This is a genomic window from Sphingomonas sp. (assembly GCF_050725575.1).
In the GTDB taxonomy this organism is placed as follows: Bacteria; Pseudomonadota; Alphaproteobacteria; order Sphingomonadales; family Sphingomonadaceae; genus Sphingomonas.
Map to the genome: position 1 here is coordinate 1 of NZ_JBOHHW010000045.1, position 18,148 is coordinate 18,148.

Below are 18,148 nucleotides of genomic sequence, written 5' to 3' on the forward strand. Positions count from 1 at the left end.
CGCACCATATTGGCCGTGGCACTGGGCCGCCAAAATGTGGTACATATCGGCCTGACTGATCCCGATGCAGCCAAAAGGGTGAGCGAAGCGCTTCACCGCTGGCTGCATTTCATCGGCCCTGACCCATCTTCCGTGCCTTGCGAAACGGCCTCGCAGGGCGCATCGCCGTCTGAATCCGGAAGCGGAAACGACGGCGACGAACAACAAAACGATCCGGCCGACGAGAATTACGAGGAATCCGAGTGAGCGATACGGACAACGAGAAGCCGAAACTGGTCATGCGCGCACCGCTGGGGGTGAAGCGCACGGTTGAGACCGGCCAGGTGAAGCAGAGCTTCAGCCATGGCCGCCAGAACACCGTCCAGGTGGAATTGAAGCGCCGCCGTGTCCTCGGCCCGGCAGCAACTCCGGCGGCACCGGTCGCCGAGGAAACGGCCGCCCCTGCCCCAGTGACCCCGCCGCGGCCCGCCCCGCCGCCGCCCGCTCCGGCATCGCCTGCCAATTCGCTGCTGTCGCGGCAGGAGCTTCAGGCGAAGCTGCTGCGCGAGGCTGACGAATCGCGCATGAACGCGCTGGAGGAATCGCGTCGCCGCGAGGAGCGCGAGCGCATCGAGGCGGCTGAGGAAACCCGGCGTCGCGCCGAGGAAGCACGCCTTGCCGGCGATGCCCCCGACTCGCCCGCAGCGCCCGAGCCAGCTCCAGCCCCTGAGCCGGCCTCCGAACCGACTCCGGTCGAAGCCGCTGCACCCGCGCCTGCGCCCGCTCCAGTGGCCGCTGCTCCGGCGGCACCCGTTGCGGCACCACCGCCACCTCCTCCTCCGCCGCCGCCCGCGCCGATCGAGATCACGCTCGACCCGAGCATGCCCGCACCGCGCCGTTTTACCCCGGTCGCGCGACCCGAACGCCCGCGTCCGCCACCCCCGCCGCCGCCCGCTCCGGCAGCGCCGGCGCCGGCTGCGACCGCCAGCACCAACAATAACAACGCCGCACCGGCGCCCGCCGGTGCCGGCACCGGCATCAAGCGCGCCGGAGAAACCGTGCCGCGCGCCGCCTTGCGCGACCGCAAGGGCGATGATCGCCGCACCGCCGGCAAGCTGACCGTCAACCGCGCGCTCGGCGATGGTGACGGTGCGCGTGCCCGCAGCCTCGCGGCGCTGAAGCGCGCCCGCGAGAAGGAACATCGCCGCATGGGCGGCCCGCGCGAAGCGCAGGCCAAGCAGATCCGCGATGTCGTCGTGCCGGAAGCGATCACTGTGCAGGAACTCGCCAACCGCATGGCGGAAAAGGGCGCCGACCTGGTCAAGGCATTGTTCAAGATGGGCATGCCCGTCACGATCAACGCGACGATCGACCAGGACACCGCCGAGCTGCTGGTGACCGAATTCGGCCACAACATCACGCGCGTCAGCGATTCGGACATCGATCTCGCGATCGAAACCGATGCCGATGCCGAGGATACGTTGCAGCCGCGTCCTCCGGTCGTCACGATCATGGGCCATGTCGATCACGGCAAGACGAGCTTGCTCGACGCGCTGCGCGGCACCGATGTCGTGAAGGGCGAAGCCGGCGGCATCACTCAGCATATCGGCGCCTATCAGGTCACGCTGAAGGACAAGTCGAAAGTCACTTTCCTCGACACGCCGGGCCATGAGGCCTTTACCGAGATGCGCGCGCGCGGCGCCAATGTGACGGATATCGTCGTGCTGGTGGTTGCCGCCGATGACGGGCTGAAGCCACAGACGATCGAGGCGATCAACCACACCAAGGCGGCGAACGTGCCGATGATCGTGGCGATCAACAAGATCGACAAGCCCGATGCCAATCCGCAAAAGGTGCGCGAGGCGTTGCTGCAGTATGAAGTGATCGTCGAGGAAATGTCGGGCGACGTGCAGGATGTCGAGGTTTCGGCACTGCAGAAGACCGGCCTCGACGAACTGGTCGAGAAGATCCAGCTCCAGGCCGAACTGCTCGAACTGAAGGCCAACCCCGATCGCGCCGCCGAAGGCACCGTGATCGAGGCCAAGCTCGACAAGGGTCGCGGCCCGGTCGCGACGATCCTGGTCAATCGCGGCACGCTCAAGGTCGGCGACATCTTCGTCGTCGGCGCCGAGAGCGGCAAGGTCCGCGCGATGACCAACGACAAGGGTCAGCAGATCAAGGAAGCCGGTCCGTCGATGCCGGTCGAGGTGCTCGGCCTGTCCGGCGTGCCGCGTGCCGGTGATCCGCTGTCGGTGGTCGAGAATGAGGCACGCGCCCGTGAGGTCGCGGAGTATCGCCAGAGCGTGATCACCAACAAGCGCACCACTTCGGCTCCGGCGAGCCTGGAGAGCATGTTCTCCGCGCTCAAGGACAAGCAGGCGATCGAGTATCCGCTGGTGGTCAAGGCCGACACGCAAGGGTCGGTCGAGGCGATCGTCGCGTCGATCAACAAGATCTCCACCGACGACATCAAGGCACGCGTGCTGCATTCAGGTGTTGGCGGCATCACCGAGAGCGACGTGACGCTGGCCGGTGCCAGCGGCGCGCCGATCATCGGCTTCAATGTCCGCGCCAATGCCAAGGCACGCGAGATCGCCGAACGCCAGAAGGTTGCGCTCAAATATTATGACGTGATCTATGACCTGATCGACGAGATTCGCTCGGGCATGGCGGGTGAGCTTGGCCCTGAGGCGTTCGAAACGGTCGTCGGCCGCGCCGAAATCCGCGAGGTCTTCTCGGCCGGCAAGCATGGCAAGGCGGCGGGTCTGCTCGTCACCGAAGGCATCATCCGCAAGGCGCTCAAGGCGCGCATCACCCGCGAGGACGTCATCATCTATCAGGGCGAGATCGCCTCGTTGCGTCGCTTCAAGGACGATGTGGCGGAAGTCCGCGCGGGCCTGGAGTGCGGCGTGACGTTCACGCAGAACTTCGTCGACATCAAGCCGGGCGACTTCCTCGAAACCTTCGAGGTCGAACTGCGCGAACGGACGCTGTGACCCATCATCCTCTCCCCTCGCGGGGAGAGGGGGTAGGAATGATATGAAGTCAGCCGAAACACCCGAAGCCCGCTCCGTCCGCGTCCTGCGCGTCGGCGAGCAGATGCGTCACACGCTGTCGGACATCCTCGCCCGCGGCGATGTGCATGATGAGACGCTGGCCAAGCATCTCGTCACCGTGACCGAAGTGCGCATGTCGCCCGACCTGCGTCACGCGACGGTGTTCGTGAAGCCATTGCTCGGCAAGGACGAGGACGCAGTGCTCAAGGCGCTGCGCACTAACACCGCCTATCTGCAGCGCGAAGCCGCCGCGCGGGTGAAAATGAAATATGCCGCCAAGCTGAAGTTCCTCGCCGATGAGAGCTTCGACGAAGGCAGCCATATCGATCAACTGCTGCGCACACCGCATGTGGCGCGCGACTTAGACAGCGATTGACATCATTATTGGTAAGACACATCTTACCTCGATGAACGCGCAGACGACATTGTCGGAAAAAGGTCAGGTCGTCATCCCCAAGGATGTCCGCGATTCACTGGGCCTTGTGCCCGGACAGCGGCTGGACGTTATCCGCTCCGGCAATGGTGTTTTTCTCCGGCCTGTGCTTGAAAAGAGCGGGCGCTCTACCGTCGAGATACTGGCGCGACTGCGTGAGATCAGACCGCCTTACCATGGCCCGCCGGCAACGATTGAGGAGATGAACGCCGCTGTCGATGCGATGTTCGCCGCGAAATCACGAGACGATATCTGACCATCGCGATCGATACCAATGTGCTGGCCCGCTTGCTGGTCGAAGACGACCAGGCTCAGGCAGAGATAGCGCGCGACACGCTTTCGCGGGATTGCATCATTTCCTCGACTGTCCTGATCGAGGCCGAGTGGGTGTTGCGGTCACTCTATCGCTGGCCACGCGACGCGATCGCCGCATCACTGAGAGAGATTATTGATTTACCCAGCGTTACGGTGGATTCGGTCAACATTCGCTGGGCGATCGACCGCTTTTCCAAGGGTGCCGATTTCGCGGATATGATGCACATCGCCTCAGCTCAGGGCGCCACCAGTTTTGCTACCTTCGATCGCCGGGTCGACAAGGATGCTGGCCCAAAGTCGCCGGTACGCGTGGAAACCTTGATCTGATGGCCAAACTCTATTTCTATTATGCCTCGATGAATGCCGGCAAATCGACCACCCTGTTGCAGGCCGATTTCAATTATCGCGAGCGCGGTATGCGCACGATATTGTTCACCGCCGCGATCGACGACCGGTTCGCAGCAGGGACCGTCACTTCGCGTATCGGCCTTGGCGCAGACGCGATCGCATTCGAGCGCGACACTGACCTGGTCGCCATCGTCCACCGCGCGGGTGAGGCACTGCCAGCCTGTGTGCTGGTCGATGAGGCGCAGTTCCTGACAGCTGCTCAGGTCGATCAGCTTGCCGTGCTGGCCGATACGCACGGCGTTCCGGTCCTCGCTTATGGCTTGCGCACCGATTTCCAGGGGCGACTGTTCGAGGGTTCGGCGCGGCTGCTCGCGATTGCCGATTCGCTGATCGAGATCAAATCGGTCTGTGCCTGCGGACGCAAGGCGACGATGAACCTGCGCGTCGATTCCGGTGGCCGTGCGATCGCCGAAGGCGCACAGACCGAGATCGGCGGCAATGATCGCTATGTCGCGATGTGCCGCCGCCATTTCACCGAGGCGCTGGCCGCACCCCTGATCGAACGGATTCCATGAACGAGCCCAATTTGCTCTACACGATTGCGATCTGGCTGATCCCATTGGTGATCGCGATCGTCTTTCATGAGGTCGCGCATGGCTATGTCGCGCGGTTGTTCGGCGACACCACGGCGGAACGGAGCGGGCGGCTGACGCTCAATCCGATCCGCCATGTCGACCCGATCGGCACGGTCGTGCTGCCGCTGGTTCTCGCCGTGGCGCATGCGCCGATCTTCGGCTGGGCCAAACCCGTGCCGGTGGTCTCGGCGAACTTGCGCAATCCACGTGTCCATATGATGCTTGTCGCGCTGGCGGGGCCGATAACCAATTTCGTGCTCGCCGCGCTGAGCGCGCTGATGCTTGGCGCATTGGTCGCGGGGTTGGGCGATACTCCTCCAGGCGACATTACCCGTTTCATCGCCGCAAATCTGTTCAACTTCGTCCGGATCAACGTCTTTCTCGGGGTCTTCAATCTCATCCCGCTGCCACCGTTCGATGGCGGGCACGTCGTGCAGGGCCTGTTGCCCCGCCCCGCCGCGATCCAGTATGGCAAGCTCGCGCGGTTCGGCTTTCCGATCCTCCTCGTGCTTCTGATCGTGCTGCCAGCCATCTCCCCGAACGCAGATGTGATCGGCCTGTTAATCGCGCCGATTGCATCGGCGGTGGTCGGCTTTTTTCTGGGCCTGGCCCAACTCGGCTTTTGAACGAAATGCATGGCTGGATCATTCTCGACAAGTCTGTCGGGCTGGGCTCGACCCAGGCCGTCTCCGCGGTCAAGCGCGCGCTGCGGCAGGGCGATTACGGCAAGTTCAAGGTCGGACATGGCGGCACGCTCGACCCGCTGGCCTCCGGGGTGCTGCCAATCGCGGTCGGGGAGGCGACCAAGCTCGCAGGGCGGATGCTCGACAGCGACAAGGTGTATGACTTCACCATCGGATTCGGTGCGCAGACCGACACGCTGGATGCTGAAGGTGTCGAAATCGCCACCTCCGACATACGCCCGACCCTGGCGCAGGTCGAAGCGATATTGCCGCGCTTTACCGGACCGATCGACCAGGTTCCGCCGGCCTATTCCGCGCTCAAGGTCGATGGCGAGCGCGCCTATGATCTGGCACGGGCCGGCGAGGAGGTGGTGCTGGCGAGCCGGGCGGTGGTGATCCACAGCCTTCGTTCCTCCCCGGCACGGGGAGGGGGACCATTCGCTTCTTCAGCGAATGGTGGAGGGGGGCTTCCTCAAGCGGAACGCTGCCGGCCCACCCCCTCCGTCGCGCTTCGCGCGCCACCTCCCCGTGCCGGGGAGGAACTGAGTGAGATCACCCTCACCGCGCATGTCTCCAAGGGCACCTATATCCGCAGTCTTGCGCGCGACATCGCGCTGGCGCTCGGCACGGTCGGCCACGTCACCATGCTCCGCCGCATCAAGGCCGGCCCGTTCACGCTGGCTGACTCGATATCGCTGGACAAATTGGCCGAACTCGCTATTGCGCGCGGGCTTGAACAGATACTCCTGCCGTTGAGGGCGGGGCTGGACGACATCCCGGCTCTACCCCTCACCCCCGATCAGGCAGGGGCGCTCCGCCAGGGGCGTGTTCTGACCGGGATTGCCAGAGACGATGGCCTCCACTTTGCGATGCTGGACGATGTTCCGGTCGCTCTGGTCGAGGTTCGGGACCAGTCGGTCCTGGTCGTGCGAGGCTTCAACTTATGACGATGTCGAAGGAAAATGCATGACGATCACCGCAGAGCGCAAGGACGCGCTCGTCAAGGAACATGGCCGTATCGAAGGCGATACCGGCAGCCCCGAAGTCCAGGTCGCGATCCTCACCGAGCGCATCCGCAACCTGACCGAGCACTTCAAGGGCCACAAGAAGGACAATCATTCGCGTCGTGGTCTGCTGATGATGGTCAACAAGCGCCGCAGCTTGCTCGACTATCTCCGCCACAAGGACGGTCAACGCTACACCGATCTCATCGCGAAGCTCGGGCTCCGCAAGTAACACGGACGGCCCCCGGAAGGGGGCCGTTTCGCTATTCGGCGACCGGCAATTCGGCCGGTTTTCCCGAACCCCCTTCCCGCCGGATGAACGGCCAGTGGAAGGGACAAGCCGGGCCATTATCGGCTCGCAGATAGGCCCCGCATGCATTGGGCGTGCGGAGTGAAGGAAATAAAATGTTCGATACGAAAACTGTAAGCACCCAGTGGGGCGGCAAGACCCTCACGCTGGAAACGGGCCGCGTTGCCCGTCAGGCCGATGGCGCGGTCATCGCGACGCTCGGCGAAACCGTCGTGCTGTGCGCCGTCACCGCCGCTAAATCGGTCAAGGAAGGGCAGGATTTCTTCCCGCTCACCGTTCATTACCAGGAAAAATTCTCGGCCTCCGGTCGCATCCCCGGCGGCTTCTTCAAGCGTGAGCGTGGCGCGACCGAAAAGGAGACGCTGACCAGCCGCCTGATCGATCGCCCGATCCGCCCGCTGTTCCCGGAAGGCTTCTACAACGAGATCAACGTGATCTGCCAGGTTCTCAGCTATGACGGCGAGAACGAGCCCGACATCCTCGCGATGGTCGCGGCATCGGCGGCGCTGACCATTTCGGGCGTGCCGTTCATGGGCCCGATCGGCGCGGCACGCGTCGGTTATGTCGATGGCGAATACATCCTCAACCCGACCACCGAGCAGACCAAGTCGGGCGATCTCGATCTCGTCGTGGCCGCCACCGGCGATGCCGTGATGATGGTTGAATCCGAAGCCAAGGAGCTGTCGGAAGAAGTCATGCTCGGCGCGGTGCAGTTCGCGCACAAGGCATGCCGCGAGGCCGCCAATCTGATCATCGATCTGGCCGAGCAGGCCGCCAAGGATCCGTGGGAAATGGCCGCTCAGGCTGATCTCTCGGCCGCCAAGGACAAGCTGAAGAAGCTGATCGGCAAGGACATCGCCGCCGCTTACAAGGTGACCGACAAGTCCAAGCGCTCGAACCTGCTCAACGAGGCACGCGCCAAGGGCAAGACCGCCTTTGCCGACGCAGCCCCGCAGGACCAGATGGCCGCCGGCAAGCTGATGAAGAAGCTGGAAGCGGAAATCGTGCGCGGCGCCATCCTCAAGGACGGCAAGCGTATCGACGGCCGCACCACCACGCAGATCCGCCCGATCGAGGCGATGGTGCACTTCCTACCGCGTACCCATGGTTCGGCGCTGTTCACCCGCGGTGAGACGCAGGCGATCTGCACCACCACCCTGGGCACCAAGGAAAGCGAGCAGATGATCGACGGGCTGACCGGCCTGTCCTACGAAAACTTCATGCTGCACTATAACTTCCCGCCCTATTCGGTCGGTGAAGTGGGCCGCTTCGGCGCCCCCGGTCGTCGTGAAGTCGGCCATGGCAAGCTCGCCTGGCGCGCGCTGCACCCGGTGCTGCCGACCAAGGAAGAATTCCCCTACACGATCCGCGTCCTCTCCGACATCACCGAGTCGAACGGCTCCTCGTCGATGGCGACGGTGTGCGGCGGTTCGCTGAGCATGATGGATGCGGGTGTGCCGCTGAAGCGGCCGGTCTCGGGCATCGCAATGGGCCTGATCCTGGAGGGCAAGGACTTCGCGGTGATCAGCGACATCCTGGGCGACGAGGATCATCTCGGCGACATGGACTTCAAGGTCGCGGGCACGTCCGAGGGCATCACCACGATGCAGATGGACATCAAGATCGCCGGCATCACCGAAGAGATCATGCGCAAGGCCTTGGCCCAGGCCAAGGAAGGCCGCGCGCACATCCTCGGCGAGATGGCCAAAGCGCTCGATCACACGCGTGAAGAACTGTCGGCCCACGCACCGCGCATCGAGACGATCACGATCGACAAATCGAAGATCCGTGACGTGATCGGCACCGGCGGCAAGGTGATCCGCGAGATCGTCGCCACCACCGGCGCCAAGGTCGATATCGACGATGAGGGCGTGATCAAGGTGTCGTCGTCCGACACCGCGCAGATCGAAGCCGCGATCAAGTGGATCAAGGGCCTGGTCGAGGAAGCCGAAGTCGGCAAGATCTATGACGGCAAGGTCGTCAACCTGGTCGATTTCGGTGCGTTCGTGAACTTCATGGGCGGCAAGGACGGTCTCGTCCATGTCTCCGAAATCCGCAACGAGCGGGTCGAGAAGGTCGCCGACGTCCTGAGCGAAGGCCAGGAAGTCAAGGTCAAGGTCCTCGAGATTGACCCGCGCGGCAAGGTTCGCCTGTCGATGCGCGTCGTCGACCAGGAAACCGGCGCCGAGCTGGAAGATACCCGTCCGGCACGCGAACCGCGTGAAGGCGGCGATCGTGGTCCGCGCGGCCCGCGCCGCGACGGCGATGGCGGCCGTGGCCCCCGTGGCGATGGTGGTCGTGGCGATGGTGGTCGTGGTGATGGCGGCGGTCGTGGTGACCGCGGCGATCGTGGTCCGCGCCGCGATGGCGGTGACCGTGGTCCGCGCCGTGACGGCGGCAGTGACCGTGGCCCGCGCCCCGAGCGTTCGGGCGGCAATGATGACGGCCCTGCGCCTGAGTTCGCGCCGGCCTTTTTGACCGGTGACCGCGACTAAGCATCATCGGCCAGCAAGGCGGAAAATGGAAAGGGGCCCGGAGCGATCCGGGCCCCTTTTCCATGGGCTTCGCAATGAACCGGGGGGCGGGCGCCCCCGTCCGGGTCAGATCGACTCCAGATACCGTTCCATCGTTTCAGTGGCGCTGTCCGACAGGCAGACGATGGTGCGGCGGCCATCGGTCGGATCGGCGGAAAGATCGACCAGCCCACGCTGTCGGAGCGTCGAGATCCAGCGTAGCCCGCTGGTGGTCGGCACATCGGCGGCGATACAGGCGCTCGTCGCCGAGACCATCCGCCGTTCCCGGCGCGCGACGTACAGGTCGAGCAGCATATCCCAGGGCGGTTCGTGAAAGACGATCGCATGGGCGGCGAACGCCTTGGTGCGGCGACGGCGAGCCGTATAGAGAGCTTTGGCACGCTGGAGCAATTCGTCGTCGATCGGCGCCTCATCGTCCTCATCATCGATCAGTGCGGCGATCGGTGGCTTCTTCGCCATCCGTGCCGGGGCGCGAGGATAGGACCTGAACCCTTTCACTTCCTTCGGCTGCAACGACATGACCGTCCCCTTCAAATTTGGTGATCGCCAGAATGTTGGCGGTGATGGTTGGTTACGGCTTGCGCCGACCAGTCGAGATCTCCACCACGCGCCATCCGCCGCTGATGACGGATCGTACCGACGAGCAGCAACAGAATGATCGGATAGCTCCAGGCGGCAGCGAGAATCGCATAGACGACCCGGATAGTGTCCGAATCGATCGCCTTGATGAGATGCGCGCCGGCCCCCAGCCCCTGCATCGCCGCTACCCAGAGTGTCCACCAGCGGTCGGCATAGAGCGCCAGCGCCACCAGCACGCCGAACAGGGCCACATCAATCGCCATGACGCCCAGGTCCACATGATAGAAGCGTGTGGGAAAGCTCACCTGAAGCACCATGCCCAGAAGGACCGCCAGGGTCAGCGCGATTGCAGTGACCCGCTCGGGCGCGCCACCGCGAAGCAGCGCATAGCCCGAGACCAGCAGTTGAAGCCCGAGAAAGATATAGACCCTATCCATGCCCCGACCGGACCATTCCTTTCATGACCCGGTCCAGGACCGGTTTGACGTTAAGCGGCGGCAACAAGCCGGAGCGGCTCATCCATGCTCTTGGGATTATCGGTCGGCGGACATTCCGAGATATCGCCGTAACCGGTAATGCCGATTTCGTGACGGACCTCGGCCAGGAGACGGTGCGCCTCAACGAACGATTGGCGCGCCTTGACCAAGGCGCTCGCTCCTTCGGAGACCAGGCGGAACGCCTCGAGTCCGGTACCGAAGGGCAGATTGGCATTCTGACGTGCCTGCAACATGGTGACCATGCACTGTGCGGCCTGGGTTGCGGCATGGTCGGCCGCGGCCTCGGCCTGCAGGAAATCCCGGGTCACAATTTCATTCGCCTGACGGCGTTGCTTCAACATATGCGCCTCCCCAGCCGCGCGTCGCGGCATATTTCGTCAGCGCGATAGATCGATGCGATTCTCACGAAGCTTGTCCGTGAGCGTCGCCGCGATGTTGAGCAAAGCGCCAGTCGCGACCGCTATCCCGACCATCAGAGCCAGGATGATTCCAGCGCGCTGGAGCTTCGTCAGTTCATTTCGCGCATCCCCGTTGATCCGCCCGACGGGCGCAAACCCGAAGAGGCGGCGACCAAACCCGGACGGTGTGGTCGAGTAGCGGGGTGGGGCATCAATGGCCGGCGGCGCAACGTCGATTGGTTCATGTGCGATTGGTTCGTATGTCTGGCCACCCTCATGAGCAGCGAGCCGGCGCGCCGCATCGAAGCGCGAGGCGGCACCCAGGGCCGCAACGGCGCGCTCAATCCGCTTGTCGACAGAGTGCGGCGAGATGTTGAGGACCTGCGCAATCTCCTTGGAGTTGCGACGCGTCAATACGAGACGGAGGCACGCCCGCTGCGCTTCGGTAAGTTGGTCGATCCCCCCAGACGGCATGGTGTCATTGTAGCTCCATTTTGGATCAGAGCAACGAATCGTGCGGCCGTACGAAATGAGAGCGTCGGATGGCAAATTACCGAGAATGCCCGAAAAGAATCGGCGTGTGCGAATCGCACAGCGCCTGCAGAAAGGTCAGGAGACCCTGCCTATCTCCGCCTTCAGATCGGCATCGGCGCGCAGGATATCGAGCGCCATCGCAATATAGTTTCCCGCGACCGACTGATCGACGGCATCACAGACCCGCACCAGCGAATCACCGACCGCGATCAATCGCCTGATCGTTTCGGCTTCGCTCAGATCACCCTTCAGCCAGTATTCCGGCATCATCGACTCGGGGAACATCTCGCTGCTCAACATCACGCCAACTCCCCGCCCTGCAATCGCTCATGGTGACGAATCACCTCGTCGATGATGAACCGTAGAAATTTCTCGCTGAATTCCGGATCGAGATTCGCATCCTTGGCCAGTCCGCGAAGGCGCACGATCTGTGCTTCTTCGCGCCCCGGGTCAGCCGCCGGCAGTCCTGTTCCCGCCTTGTAGCGACCAACCGCCTGAGTCACCTTGAAGCGCTCGGCGAGCAGAAAGACGAGGGCGGCATCGATATTGTCGATGCTCTGGCGGTATCCTCGTAGCGTATCGTCCGTCATCTATGACAATTCCCTGGCGATCCAGCCTCTCTTGCGGATGCGAACGCAGATGCGCAACCCCGAAAGACTTGCCTTTGGTGTCCCGCGCCGCCACATCGCACTTTAATATGAGCGCCACCATCCACCGCCTCGACGCGCGCGCCGCCCCGCCCTCGCTTGAACCCATGGTTCAGCTGGTCGCGGGTGATCTCAACCTGGTCAATACGGTCATTCTCGACCGTATGCAGTCGCAGATTCCGTTGATCCCCGAACTCGCCGGTCACCTGATCGCCGGCGGCGGGAAGCGCATGCGACCGATGCTGACGCTGGCGAGCGCAAGGCTGCTCGGCTATTCGGGCAATCGCCATCACCGGCTCGCGGCCGCGGTCGAATTCATCCACACCGCGACCCTGCTGCACGACGATGTCGTCGACGGGTCGGATCTGCGCCGCGGCAAGCGCACCGCCAATCTGATCTGGGGCAACCCGGCGAGCGTGCTGGTCGGCGACTTCCTGTTCAGCCGCTCGTTCGAGCTGATGGTCGAGGACGGCAGCCTGAAAGTGCTCAAGATCCTGTCCAACGCCAGCGCCGTGATCGCCGAGGGCGAAGTCAATCAGCTGACCGCCGCGCGCCGCATCGACATTGGCGAGGAACGCTATCTCGACATCATCGGCGCGAAGACCGCCGCGCTGTTCGCCGCCGCCTGCCGCATCGCCGCCGTCGTCGCCGAACGGCCCGAGGCGGAAGAAGCCGCGCTCGACGCCTATGGCCGCAATCTCGGCATCGCGTTCCAGCTGGTCGACGATGCGATCGACTATGTTTCCGACGCGGGCACGATGGGCAAGGATGCCGGCGACGATTTCCGCGAGGGCAAGGCCACCCTGCCGGTGATCCTCGCTTATGCGCGCGGATCGGCCGAGGACCGGATTTTCTGGAAAGCAGCGATCGAGGGCCACCGTTCGGGCGACGAGGATTTCGCGCGCGCCGTGTCGCTGATCCGGTCGAGCCATGCGGTCGACGACACGCTCGCGCGCGCGCGCCATTATGGCCAGCGCGCGATCGATGCGCTGGGCGGCTTTGCCGGCGGGGCGGCCAAGGACGCAATGGTCGAAGCGGTCGAATTCGCGGTGGCACGGGCATATTGACCGCGCGGCGCTGCCGCCATCCGATCCGGATGATGGGGGTTGCGGTCGTGGTGACGGCATCACCGCCCTGCCTCGCGCAAACTGCCCCGAAACCGCCATTCACGATTTCCGCCACCACCCGCGCCCGCGTGGAGATGATCGAAAATCAGGCCCGGGCCGGCTTCGAACGTAACGATGCTCTGGTCACGTTCCGCACCATCATTGCGGCCGAATATGGCCCCGGCCCGGTCCGCATCGGCGGCGAACTCTATGACAGCCGCGCCTATTCGATCTCGCCGCGCAGCCCGGTCAGCACCAGCGAGGTCAATGCGCTGGAACTGGTCCAGGCCTATGTCAGGGCGGATTTGGGCGGTGCGCTCGGCACGCAAATCCAGGCCGGCCGCTTCACGCTCGACCTCGGGTCGCGCCGCATCGTCGCCAATGACGATTACCGCAACACCACCAATGGCTATACCGGGGTGAGGATCGATCTCGCGCCGACCAAAAATTTCAGCGCGACGCTGTTCTACGCTTTGCCGCAAATGCGGTTGCCATCGGGTGGGGCCGCACTGCGCGCCAACCGTGTCGAGATCGACCGCGAAAGCTTCGACCTGCGCTTCTGGGGCGCGACCGTCAGGCGTCGGCACGCGATCGGCCCGTTCGATGTGGATGCCGCCTGGTTCCGGCTCGACGAACGCGATCGCCCCGACCTGCCGACTCGCGACCGGCATCTCACCACGCTCAGCGCGCGGCTGATCAAGGCGCCGGCGGCCGGGCAATGGGATGCCGAGGGCGAGATATTCCATCAGGGCGGCACGATCAGCGCCGATGCGACAGCGACCGCCGCGCGGCTGCCGATCTCCGCCTGGTCGGCGCATGCCGAGATCGGCTATAGCTTCACCGCTGCCTGGAAGCCGCGCCTGGCGTTCGAGTATGAATATGCCAGTGGCGACGATCGCGGCGGACGCTTCACCCGATTCGACCCGGTGTTCGGCTCGCGCCGCGCCGATTATGCGCCGTCGGGCATCTACAGCACGCTGGCGCGCAGCAATATCAGCTCGCCCGCAATCCGGCTCGAGGCGGCACCGAGCCAGCGCCTCGAAACCATGATCAGCTATCGCGAAATGTGGCTTGCCGCCGGCCAGGACGCATTCTCCTCCTCGGGCGTGCGCGATGCGAGCGGCGCATCGGGCCGCTATGCCGGGCGCCAGATCGAAGGACGGATCCGCTGGTGGGCAATCGCCAAACGGCTGCAGCTGGAGGCGAGCGGCGCATGGCTCGACAAGGGCCGCTTCCTGAAACGCGCGCCCAATGCCCAGCCCGGCGGCGACACGCGCTATCTGTCGCTCAACGCCAGCGTCTTCTTCTAGCCCCGGCGCGGCGGAATTGGCGCTATCCGCGACCCATCCGCCTGTGCGAAACAGGCCGGCACCCGCTTTATGACCATGCTCCCGATCCATGCCGTGCTGCCCGACCTCATCGCCGCGTTGCGCGAGCGGTCGAACGCCGTGCTGGTCGCGCCGCCCGGCGCAGGCAAGACGACGGCGGTCGCACCCGCCCTGCTCGACCAGCCCTGGTGCAGTGGCGAGATCCTGCTCCTCTCCCCGCGCCGCCTTGCCGCGCGCGCGGCGGGCGAGCGCATGGCGAGCCTGGCCGGGGAACCGGTCGGCCAGACCTTTGGCTATGCGACGCGGATGGACAGCAAGCGGTCGGCCGCGACACGCGTGACGGTCGTGACCGAAGGCATTTTCGTCAATCGCGTCCAGGCCGACCCCGAACTGGCCGGCGTGTCGGCAGTGCTGTTCGACGAAGTGCATGAGCGTAGCCTCGACAGCGATTTCGGCCTGGCGCTCGCGCTCGATGCGCAGACCGGCCTGCGCCCCGACCTCAGGCTGGTGGCGATGTCGGCAACGCTCGATGGCGCGCGCTTCTCCAGCCTGATGGGCGACGCCCCGGTGATCGAAAGCGCGGGGCGCAGCTATCCGCTGACCCTGCGCCATATCGGCCGCGCGGCCGAAGCGCGGATCGAGGACTCCGTCGCCGCCGCGATTCGCACCGCCTTGCGCGACGAAGAAGGCGGCATTCTGGCTTTCCTGCCCGGGGTGGCCGAGATCGAGCGCACTGCCGACCGGCTCGAGGGGCTCGGAGGCGGGATCGTCCTGCACCGCCTGCACGGCAGCCTCGATCCGCAAGCGCAGCGTGCGGCGATCGCGCCTGACCGCGACGGACTGCGCAAGGTGGTGCTGGCGACATCGATCGCCGAGACCAGCCTGACGCTCGACGGGATTCGCGTGGTGATCGATTCGGGGCTCGCCCGCCGCCCGCGCTACGACCGCGCGGCAGGCATGACCCGGCTGGTCACCGAGCGCGCCAGCCAGGCGGCCGTCACGCAGCGCGCCGGCCGCGCCGCACGGCAGGGGCCGGGCGTCGCCTATCGCTTGTGGGAGGAAGCCGCGACTGCCGGCCTGCCGCGCTTCGATCCGCCGGAGATACTGGAAGCCGACCTCTCGGCACTGACGCTCGATTGCGCCTTGTGGGGCGTCGCCGATCCGCGCGCGCTGTGCTGGCTCGACCCGCCGCCCGAAGCGGCCGTCGCAGAGGCGCGGTCGCGACTCGCCGCGCTGACCGCGATCGACATGGATGGCCGGCCGACCGCGCATGGCAAGGCGATCGCCAGACTGCCGCTGCCGCCGCGCCTGGGCCATATGCTGGTGCGCGCGGGCGAGCTTGGGCTGGCCGAGACGGCGGCGCAGATCGCGGTGCTGCTTGGCGAACGCGGGCTGGGCGGCACCGATGTCGATCTGGAGTCGCGGCTGCGGCGCTGGCGTGGCGAGCGCGGGCCGCGGGCCGAGGCCGGGCGCAAGCTGGCGAAGCGATGGGCGAGCCTGGTCGCGTCGCAGCCCGGCACCACGGAAGATATCGGCCTGTGCATCGCGCTGGCCTTTCCCGACCGTATCGCGCGGCGCCGTGACGCCTCGGGTGAGACCTGGGCATCGGCGGGCGGGCGCGGCTTCAAGCTCGACGGCGCCACGTCGCTGGCGCGCAACGACTGGCTCGCCGTCGCCGAGACGCAGGGCATGGCGGCGGGCGCGCGCATCCTGTCCGCCGCGCCGATCGACCTTGCGACCGTCGAGACGCTGTTCGGCGATCGGATCGAAACGCGGCGCAGCGTGACGTTCGACGCGGCGACCGGCGGGGTGCAGGCGATCCGCGAGCGGCGGCTTGGCGCGATCCGGCTGTCGGGCGGCCCGGACGGCGCGGCCGACCCGGCGGAGATCAGCGCGGCATTGCTCAAGGGCGTGCGCGATCATGGGCTGGCGCGGCTGCCATGGAGCGAGGCCGCGCTGGCGCTGCGCCACCGCGCCGATTTCGCCGCCGCGCATGGCGGAGCCGAGCTTGCGCTCGACGATGCGGCGTTGCTCGCCCGCGCCGACGAATGGCTCATACCGCTGCTGGAGAAGAAGCGCCGGCTCGACGCGATCGAGCCGGGCGCGCTGACCGACGCACTGCGCAATCTGATCGGCTGGGACGCGATGCGCACCATCGACCGGCTCGCTCCGACGCATTTCGACAGCCCGGCCGGCAGCAGCCACCCGATCGATTATGCCGCCGAGGGCGGACCACGCGTCGACCTGCGGCCCCAGGCGCTGTTCGGGCTCGCCATCCATCCGACGGTCGGCGGTGGCCGGGTGCCGCTGGTGCTGAGCCTGATCTCGCCGGCCGGACGCCCGATCCAGACCACCCGCGACCTGCCCGGTTTCTGGGCGGGAAGCTGGGCCGCCGTGGCCAAGGAAATGCGCGGCCGCTATCCGCGTCACCCCTGGCCGGACGACCCGGCCGGGGCGATTGCGACCACCCGGACGAAAAATGCGGATGCGCGCCGGGCGCAACCGCGATAGAGGTTCGCGAGAACTTGCCCAAAGATCTGCCGAGAGAATGACCATGCCCACCGCCCGCATCTTTCAGCGCCCCAAAAATGCCATGCAGTCGGGCCGCGCCCGCACCCAGGGCTGGGTGCTCGAGTTCGAGCCCGCCGAGGCCAAGCATCCCGATCCACTGACCGGCTGGGCCGGCTCGGGCGATACGCGCGATCAGGTCCGGTTGAGCTTCCCGTCGCTTGAGGCGGCCACTGCCTATGCGACACGCGAAGGCCTTGGTTTCCAGGTGATCGCGGCACCGGAGCGCAAGCTGAAGCTGCAGGCTTACGCCGACAATTTCCGATGACGCCCAAATCGGTCGTCCGCAAATGGATCGCGGCGTTCAACCATGCCGACGCGGCCGCGCTGGCCGCACTTTATGCCGACACGGCGATCAATCATCAGGTCGCCAATGAGCCGGTCGAGGGCGTCGAGGCGATTCGCGCCATGTTCGAGGCCGAGTTCGCCGCAGCGCAGATGGAATGCGTGCCGGAGAATCTGTTCGAGGATGGCGAATGGGCGATCCTGGAATGGCGCGATCCGATCGGGTTTCGCGGCTGCGGCTTTTTCCATGTGATCGACGGCAAGATCGCGCACCAACGCGGCTATTGGGACCGGCTCAGCTTCGAAAAGCTGCATAAGGCCTGACGCCTGCCGGAGCATGGGGGCGACGCCGTGCGCTCGCCTATTCCCGTGCATGATAGCGTAGCGCCTCGTGAGATTCCGACGCTTTCCGGTTGGCGACCCGGGCCGCCGCCTTGCGGAGTTCCTCGGCCCAATTCTTATCCTTCTCAGACGGAGGCGTGGGGCGGGCCCAGATCGCGGGGCGGCGAGCACGCATCCATTGCAGCGCCGCGGTGATATCAGGACGCACTTCGCGCTTGTGGCGGACAATCACCGGCTGTTCGCCCCCGGCGGGGCGATAGACGCTGACCGCTTCCTCCTCATAGCCGATCGCACGCTCGTACAGCGCGCGCTCGACACGGTCGTCGGCAACGTCTTTCCCAAGCTTCGTCGCCTCGGCGAACTCAGGGTATGCGGCGCGCCAGCGAAAGATGGTGCTGCGCGAGACGCCGAACGCCTCGGCAAGCTCACGATCGGTCAGGCCATGGGCATAAAGCTCCTGCGCCTGGCGGACATAATCGGATTTGAAAGTTGAAGGACGTGTTTCCATGCTTGCCGGGATAACGGGACTTGCATGGGGTTTGAATCAGCGGCGCGATAAAGCGCGCG

Annotated in this window: 21 protein-coding genes and 1 pseudogene; 15 read left to right on the top strand and 7 right to left on the bottom strand. The window is 65.3% G+C overall.

Annotated elements, in window-relative coordinates:
- From ACRECS_RS21875 to pnp, 10 genes and pseudogenes are all read left to right on the top strand, one after another.
- Positions 1 to 246: pseudogene (locus ACRECS_RS21875) on the top strand (DUF448 domain-containing protein); the annotation flags it as partial.
- Positions 243 to 2,975 carry a translation initiation factor IF-2 gene (gene infB / locus ACRECS_RS21880; protein WP_431585080.1) on the top strand — a complete coding sequence of 911 codons (2,733 nt, stop codon included), beginning with the start codon at positions 243 to 245 and terminating at the stop codon, positions 2,973 to 2,975. The pseudogene ACRECS_RS21875 and the gene infB, both read left to right, overlap by 4 nt.
- Before the next feature lie 43 nt (positions 2,976 to 3,018).
- Entirely contained in the window at positions 3,019 to 3,411 is a 393-nt protein-coding gene (gene rbfA / locus ACRECS_RS21885; protein ID WP_431585081.1) for a 30S ribosome-binding factor RbfA, read from the top strand.
- Positions 3,412 to 3,442: 31 nt separating this feature from the next.
- A complete protein-coding gene (locus ACRECS_RS21890; RefSeq protein ID WP_431585082.1) occupies positions 3,443 to 3,724 on the top strand; it encodes an AbrB/MazE/SpoVT family DNA-binding domain-containing protein in 282 nt (93 codons plus the stop codon).
- An 8-nt stretch (positions 3,725 to 3,732) separates the two neighbouring features.
- On the top strand, positions 3,733 to 4,110 hold the full coding sequence (locus tag ACRECS_RS21895) for a type II toxin-antitoxin system VapC family toxin (RefSeq protein ID WP_431585117.1): 378 nt from the start codon (positions 3,733 to 3,735) through the stop codon (positions 4,108 to 4,110).
- Entirely contained in the window at positions 4,110 to 4,706 is a 597-nt protein-coding gene (locus ACRECS_RS21900; protein ID WP_431585083.1) for a thymidine kinase, read from the top strand. Before ACRECS_RS21895 ends, ACRECS_RS21900 begins: the two co-directional genes overlap by 1 nt.
- Complete coding sequence (locus ACRECS_RS21905; protein WP_431585084.1) at positions 4,703 to 5,392, top strand: site-2 protease family protein; 690 nt, start codon at positions 4,703 to 4,705, stop codon at positions 5,390 to 5,392. The genes ACRECS_RS21900 and ACRECS_RS21905 overlap by 4 nt, the downstream gene beginning before the upstream one ends.
- Positions 5,393 to 5,397: 5 nt before the next feature.
- Complete coding sequence (truB, locus tag ACRECS_RS21910) at positions 5,398 to 6,396, top strand: tRNA pseudouridine(55) synthase TruB (RefSeq protein ID WP_431585085.1); 999 nt, start codon at positions 5,398 to 5,400, stop codon at positions 6,394 to 6,396.
- Between the two features lie 19 nt (positions 6,397 to 6,415).
- Complete coding sequence (gene rpsO / locus ACRECS_RS21915) at positions 6,416 to 6,685, top strand: 30S ribosomal protein S15 (protein WP_034159940.1); 270 nt, start codon at positions 6,416 to 6,418, stop codon at positions 6,683 to 6,685.
- A gap of 173 nt (positions 6,686 to 6,858) precedes the next feature.
- Positions 6,859 to 9,258, top strand: coding sequence for a polyribonucleotide nucleotidyltransferase (gene pnp / locus ACRECS_RS21920; RefSeq protein WP_431585086.1), 2,400 nt, complete (start codon positions 6,859 to 6,861; stop codon positions 9,256 to 9,258).
- 105 nt (positions 9,259 to 9,363) lie between these two features.
- Here the strand turns inward: pnp and ACRECS_RS21925 are convergent, their stop codons facing one another.
- Genes ACRECS_RS21925 through ACRECS_RS21950 form a run of 6 tightly spaced genes read right to left on the bottom strand, consistent with a single transcriptional unit; the run spans position 9,364 to position 11,895 of the window.
- Complete coding sequence (locus tag ACRECS_RS21925; RefSeq protein WP_431585087.1) at positions 9,364 to 9,816, bottom strand: MarR family transcriptional regulator; 453 nt, start codon at positions 9,814 to 9,816, stop codon at positions 9,364 to 9,366.
- Between the two features lie 11 nt (positions 9,817 to 9,827).
- Positions 9,828 to 10,313: a hypothetical protein gene (locus tag ACRECS_RS21930; RefSeq protein WP_431585088.1), complete on the bottom strand. Its 486-nt coding sequence runs from the start codon at positions 10,311 to 10,313 to the stop codon at positions 9,828 to 9,830.
- A gap of 50 nt (positions 10,314 to 10,363) precedes the next feature.
- The gene (locus ACRECS_RS21935; RefSeq protein ID WP_431585089.1) at positions 10,364 to 10,714 is read right to left on the bottom strand and encodes a hypothetical protein; all 351 of its coding nucleotides are present in this window, start codon (positions 10,712 to 10,714) and stop codon (positions 10,364 to 10,366) included.
- 36 nt (positions 10,715 to 10,750) lie between these two features.
- Positions 10,751 to 11,320 carry a helix-turn-helix domain-containing protein gene (locus ACRECS_RS21940; protein ID WP_431585090.1) on the bottom strand — a complete coding sequence of 190 codons (570 nt, stop codon included), beginning with the start codon at positions 11,318 to 11,320 and terminating at the stop codon, positions 10,751 to 10,753.
- Between the two features lie 60 nt (positions 11,321 to 11,380).
- Positions 11,381 to 11,608 carry a hypothetical protein gene (locus ACRECS_RS21945; protein ID WP_431585091.1) on the bottom strand — a complete coding sequence of 76 codons (228 nt, stop codon included), beginning with the start codon at positions 11,606 to 11,608 and terminating at the stop codon, positions 11,381 to 11,383.
- Entirely contained in the window at positions 11,605 to 11,895 is a 291-nt protein-coding gene (locus tag ACRECS_RS21950; protein ID WP_431585092.1) for a chorismate mutase, read from the bottom strand. Before ACRECS_RS21950 ends, ACRECS_RS21945 begins: the two co-directional genes overlap by 4 nt.
- Before the next feature lie 107 nt (positions 11,896 to 12,002).
- On the opposite strand from ACRECS_RS21950, the gene ACRECS_RS21955 reads away from it, so the two are divergent.
- From ACRECS_RS21955 to ACRECS_RS21975, 5 genes are all read left to right on the top strand, one after another.
- A complete protein-coding gene (locus ACRECS_RS21955) occupies positions 12,003 to 13,019 on the top strand; it encodes a polyprenyl synthetase family protein (protein ID WP_431585093.1) in 1,017 nt (338 codons plus the stop codon).
- 32 nt (positions 13,020 to 13,051) lie between these two features.
- Entirely contained in the window at positions 13,052 to 14,368 is a 1,317-nt protein-coding gene (locus ACRECS_RS21960; protein ID WP_431585094.1) for an alginate export family protein, read from the top strand.
- 69 nt (positions 14,369 to 14,437) lie between these two features.
- Complete coding sequence (gene hrpB / locus ACRECS_RS21965; RefSeq protein WP_431585095.1) at positions 14,438 to 16,897, top strand: ATP-dependent helicase HrpB; 2,460 nt, start codon at positions 14,438 to 14,440, stop codon at positions 16,895 to 16,897.
- 43 nt (positions 16,898 to 16,940) lie between these two features.
- The gene (locus ACRECS_RS21970) at positions 16,941 to 17,222 is read left to right on the top strand and encodes an ETC complex I subunit (protein WP_431585118.1); all 282 of its coding nucleotides are present in this window, start codon (positions 16,941 to 16,943) and stop codon (positions 17,220 to 17,222) included.
- Positions 17,219 to 17,563, top strand: coding sequence for a nuclear transport factor 2 family protein (locus ACRECS_RS21975; RefSeq protein ID WP_431585096.1), 345 nt, complete (start codon positions 17,219 to 17,221; stop codon positions 17,561 to 17,563). Before ACRECS_RS21970 ends, ACRECS_RS21975 begins: the two co-directional genes overlap by 4 nt.
- Positions 17,564 to 17,600: 37 nt before the next feature.
- On the opposite strand, the gene ACRECS_RS21980 is transcribed toward ACRECS_RS21975, so the two are convergent.
- A complete protein-coding gene (locus ACRECS_RS21980; RefSeq protein WP_431585097.1) occupies positions 17,601 to 18,089 on the bottom strand; it encodes a helix-turn-helix domain-containing protein in 489 nt (162 codons plus the stop codon).
- Positions 18,090 to 18,148 lie beyond the last annotated feature (59 nt).

Coding starts and splice junctions, on each gene's coding strand:
- rbfA (WP_431585081.1), top strand. CDS start 3,019: ATGAAGTCAGCCGAAACACCCGAAGCCCGCTCCGTCCGCGTCCTGCGC.
- ACRECS_RS21890 (WP_431585082.1), top strand. CDS start 3,443: ATGAACGCGCAGACGACATTGTCGGAAAAAGGTCAGGTCGTCATCCCC.
- ACRECS_RS21900 (WP_431585083.1), top strand. CDS start 4,110: ATGGCCAAACTCTATTTCTATTATGCCTCGATGAATGCCGGCAAATCG.
- ACRECS_RS21905 (WP_431585084.1), top strand. CDS start 4,703: ATGAACGAGCCCAATTTGCTCTACACGATTGCGATCTGGCTGATCCCA.
- truB (WP_431585085.1), top strand. CDS start 5,398: ATGCATGGCTGGATCATTCTCGACAAGTCTGTCGGGCTGGGCTCGACC.
- rpsO (WP_034159940.1), top strand. CDS start 6,416: ATGACGATCACCGCAGAGCGCAAGGACGCGCTCGTCAAGGAACATGGC.
- pnp (WP_431585086.1), top strand. CDS start 6,859: ATGTTCGATACGAAAACTGTAAGCACCCAGTGGGGCGGCAAGACCCTC.
- ACRECS_RS21925 (WP_431585087.1), bottom strand. CDS start 9,816: ATGTCGTTGCAGCCGAAGGAAGTGAAAGGGTTCAGGTCCTATCCTCGC.
- ACRECS_RS21930 (WP_431585088.1), bottom strand. CDS start 10,313: ATGGATAGGGTCTATATCTTTCTCGGGCTTCAACTGCTGGTCTCGGGC.
- ACRECS_RS21935 (WP_431585089.1), bottom strand. CDS start 10,714: ATGTTGAAGCAACGCCGTCAGGCGAATGAAATTGTGACCCGGGATTTC.
- ACRECS_RS21950 (WP_431585092.1), bottom strand. CDS start 11,895: ATGACGGACGATACGCTACGAGGATACCGCCAGAGCATCGACAATATC.
- ACRECS_RS21955 (WP_431585093.1), top strand. CDS start 12,003: ATGAGCGCCACCATCCACCGCCTCGACGCGCGCGCCGCCCCGCCCTCG.
- ACRECS_RS21960 (WP_431585094.1), top strand. CDS start 13,052: ATGGGGGTTGCGGTCGTGGTGACGGCATCACCGCCCTGCCTCGCGCAA.
- hrpB (WP_431585095.1), top strand. CDS start 14,438: ATGACCATGCTCCCGATCCATGCCGTGCTGCCCGACCTCATCGCCGCG.
- ACRECS_RS21970 (WP_431585118.1), top strand. CDS start 16,941: ATGCCCACCGCCCGCATCTTTCAGCGCCCCAAAAATGCCATGCAGTCG.
- ACRECS_RS21975 (WP_431585096.1), top strand. CDS start 17,219: ATGACGCCCAAATCGGTCGTCCGCAAATGGATCGCGGCGTTCAACCAT.
- ACRECS_RS21980 (WP_431585097.1), bottom strand. CDS start 18,089: ATGGAAACACGTCCTTCAACTTTCAAATCCGATTATGTCCGCCAGGCG.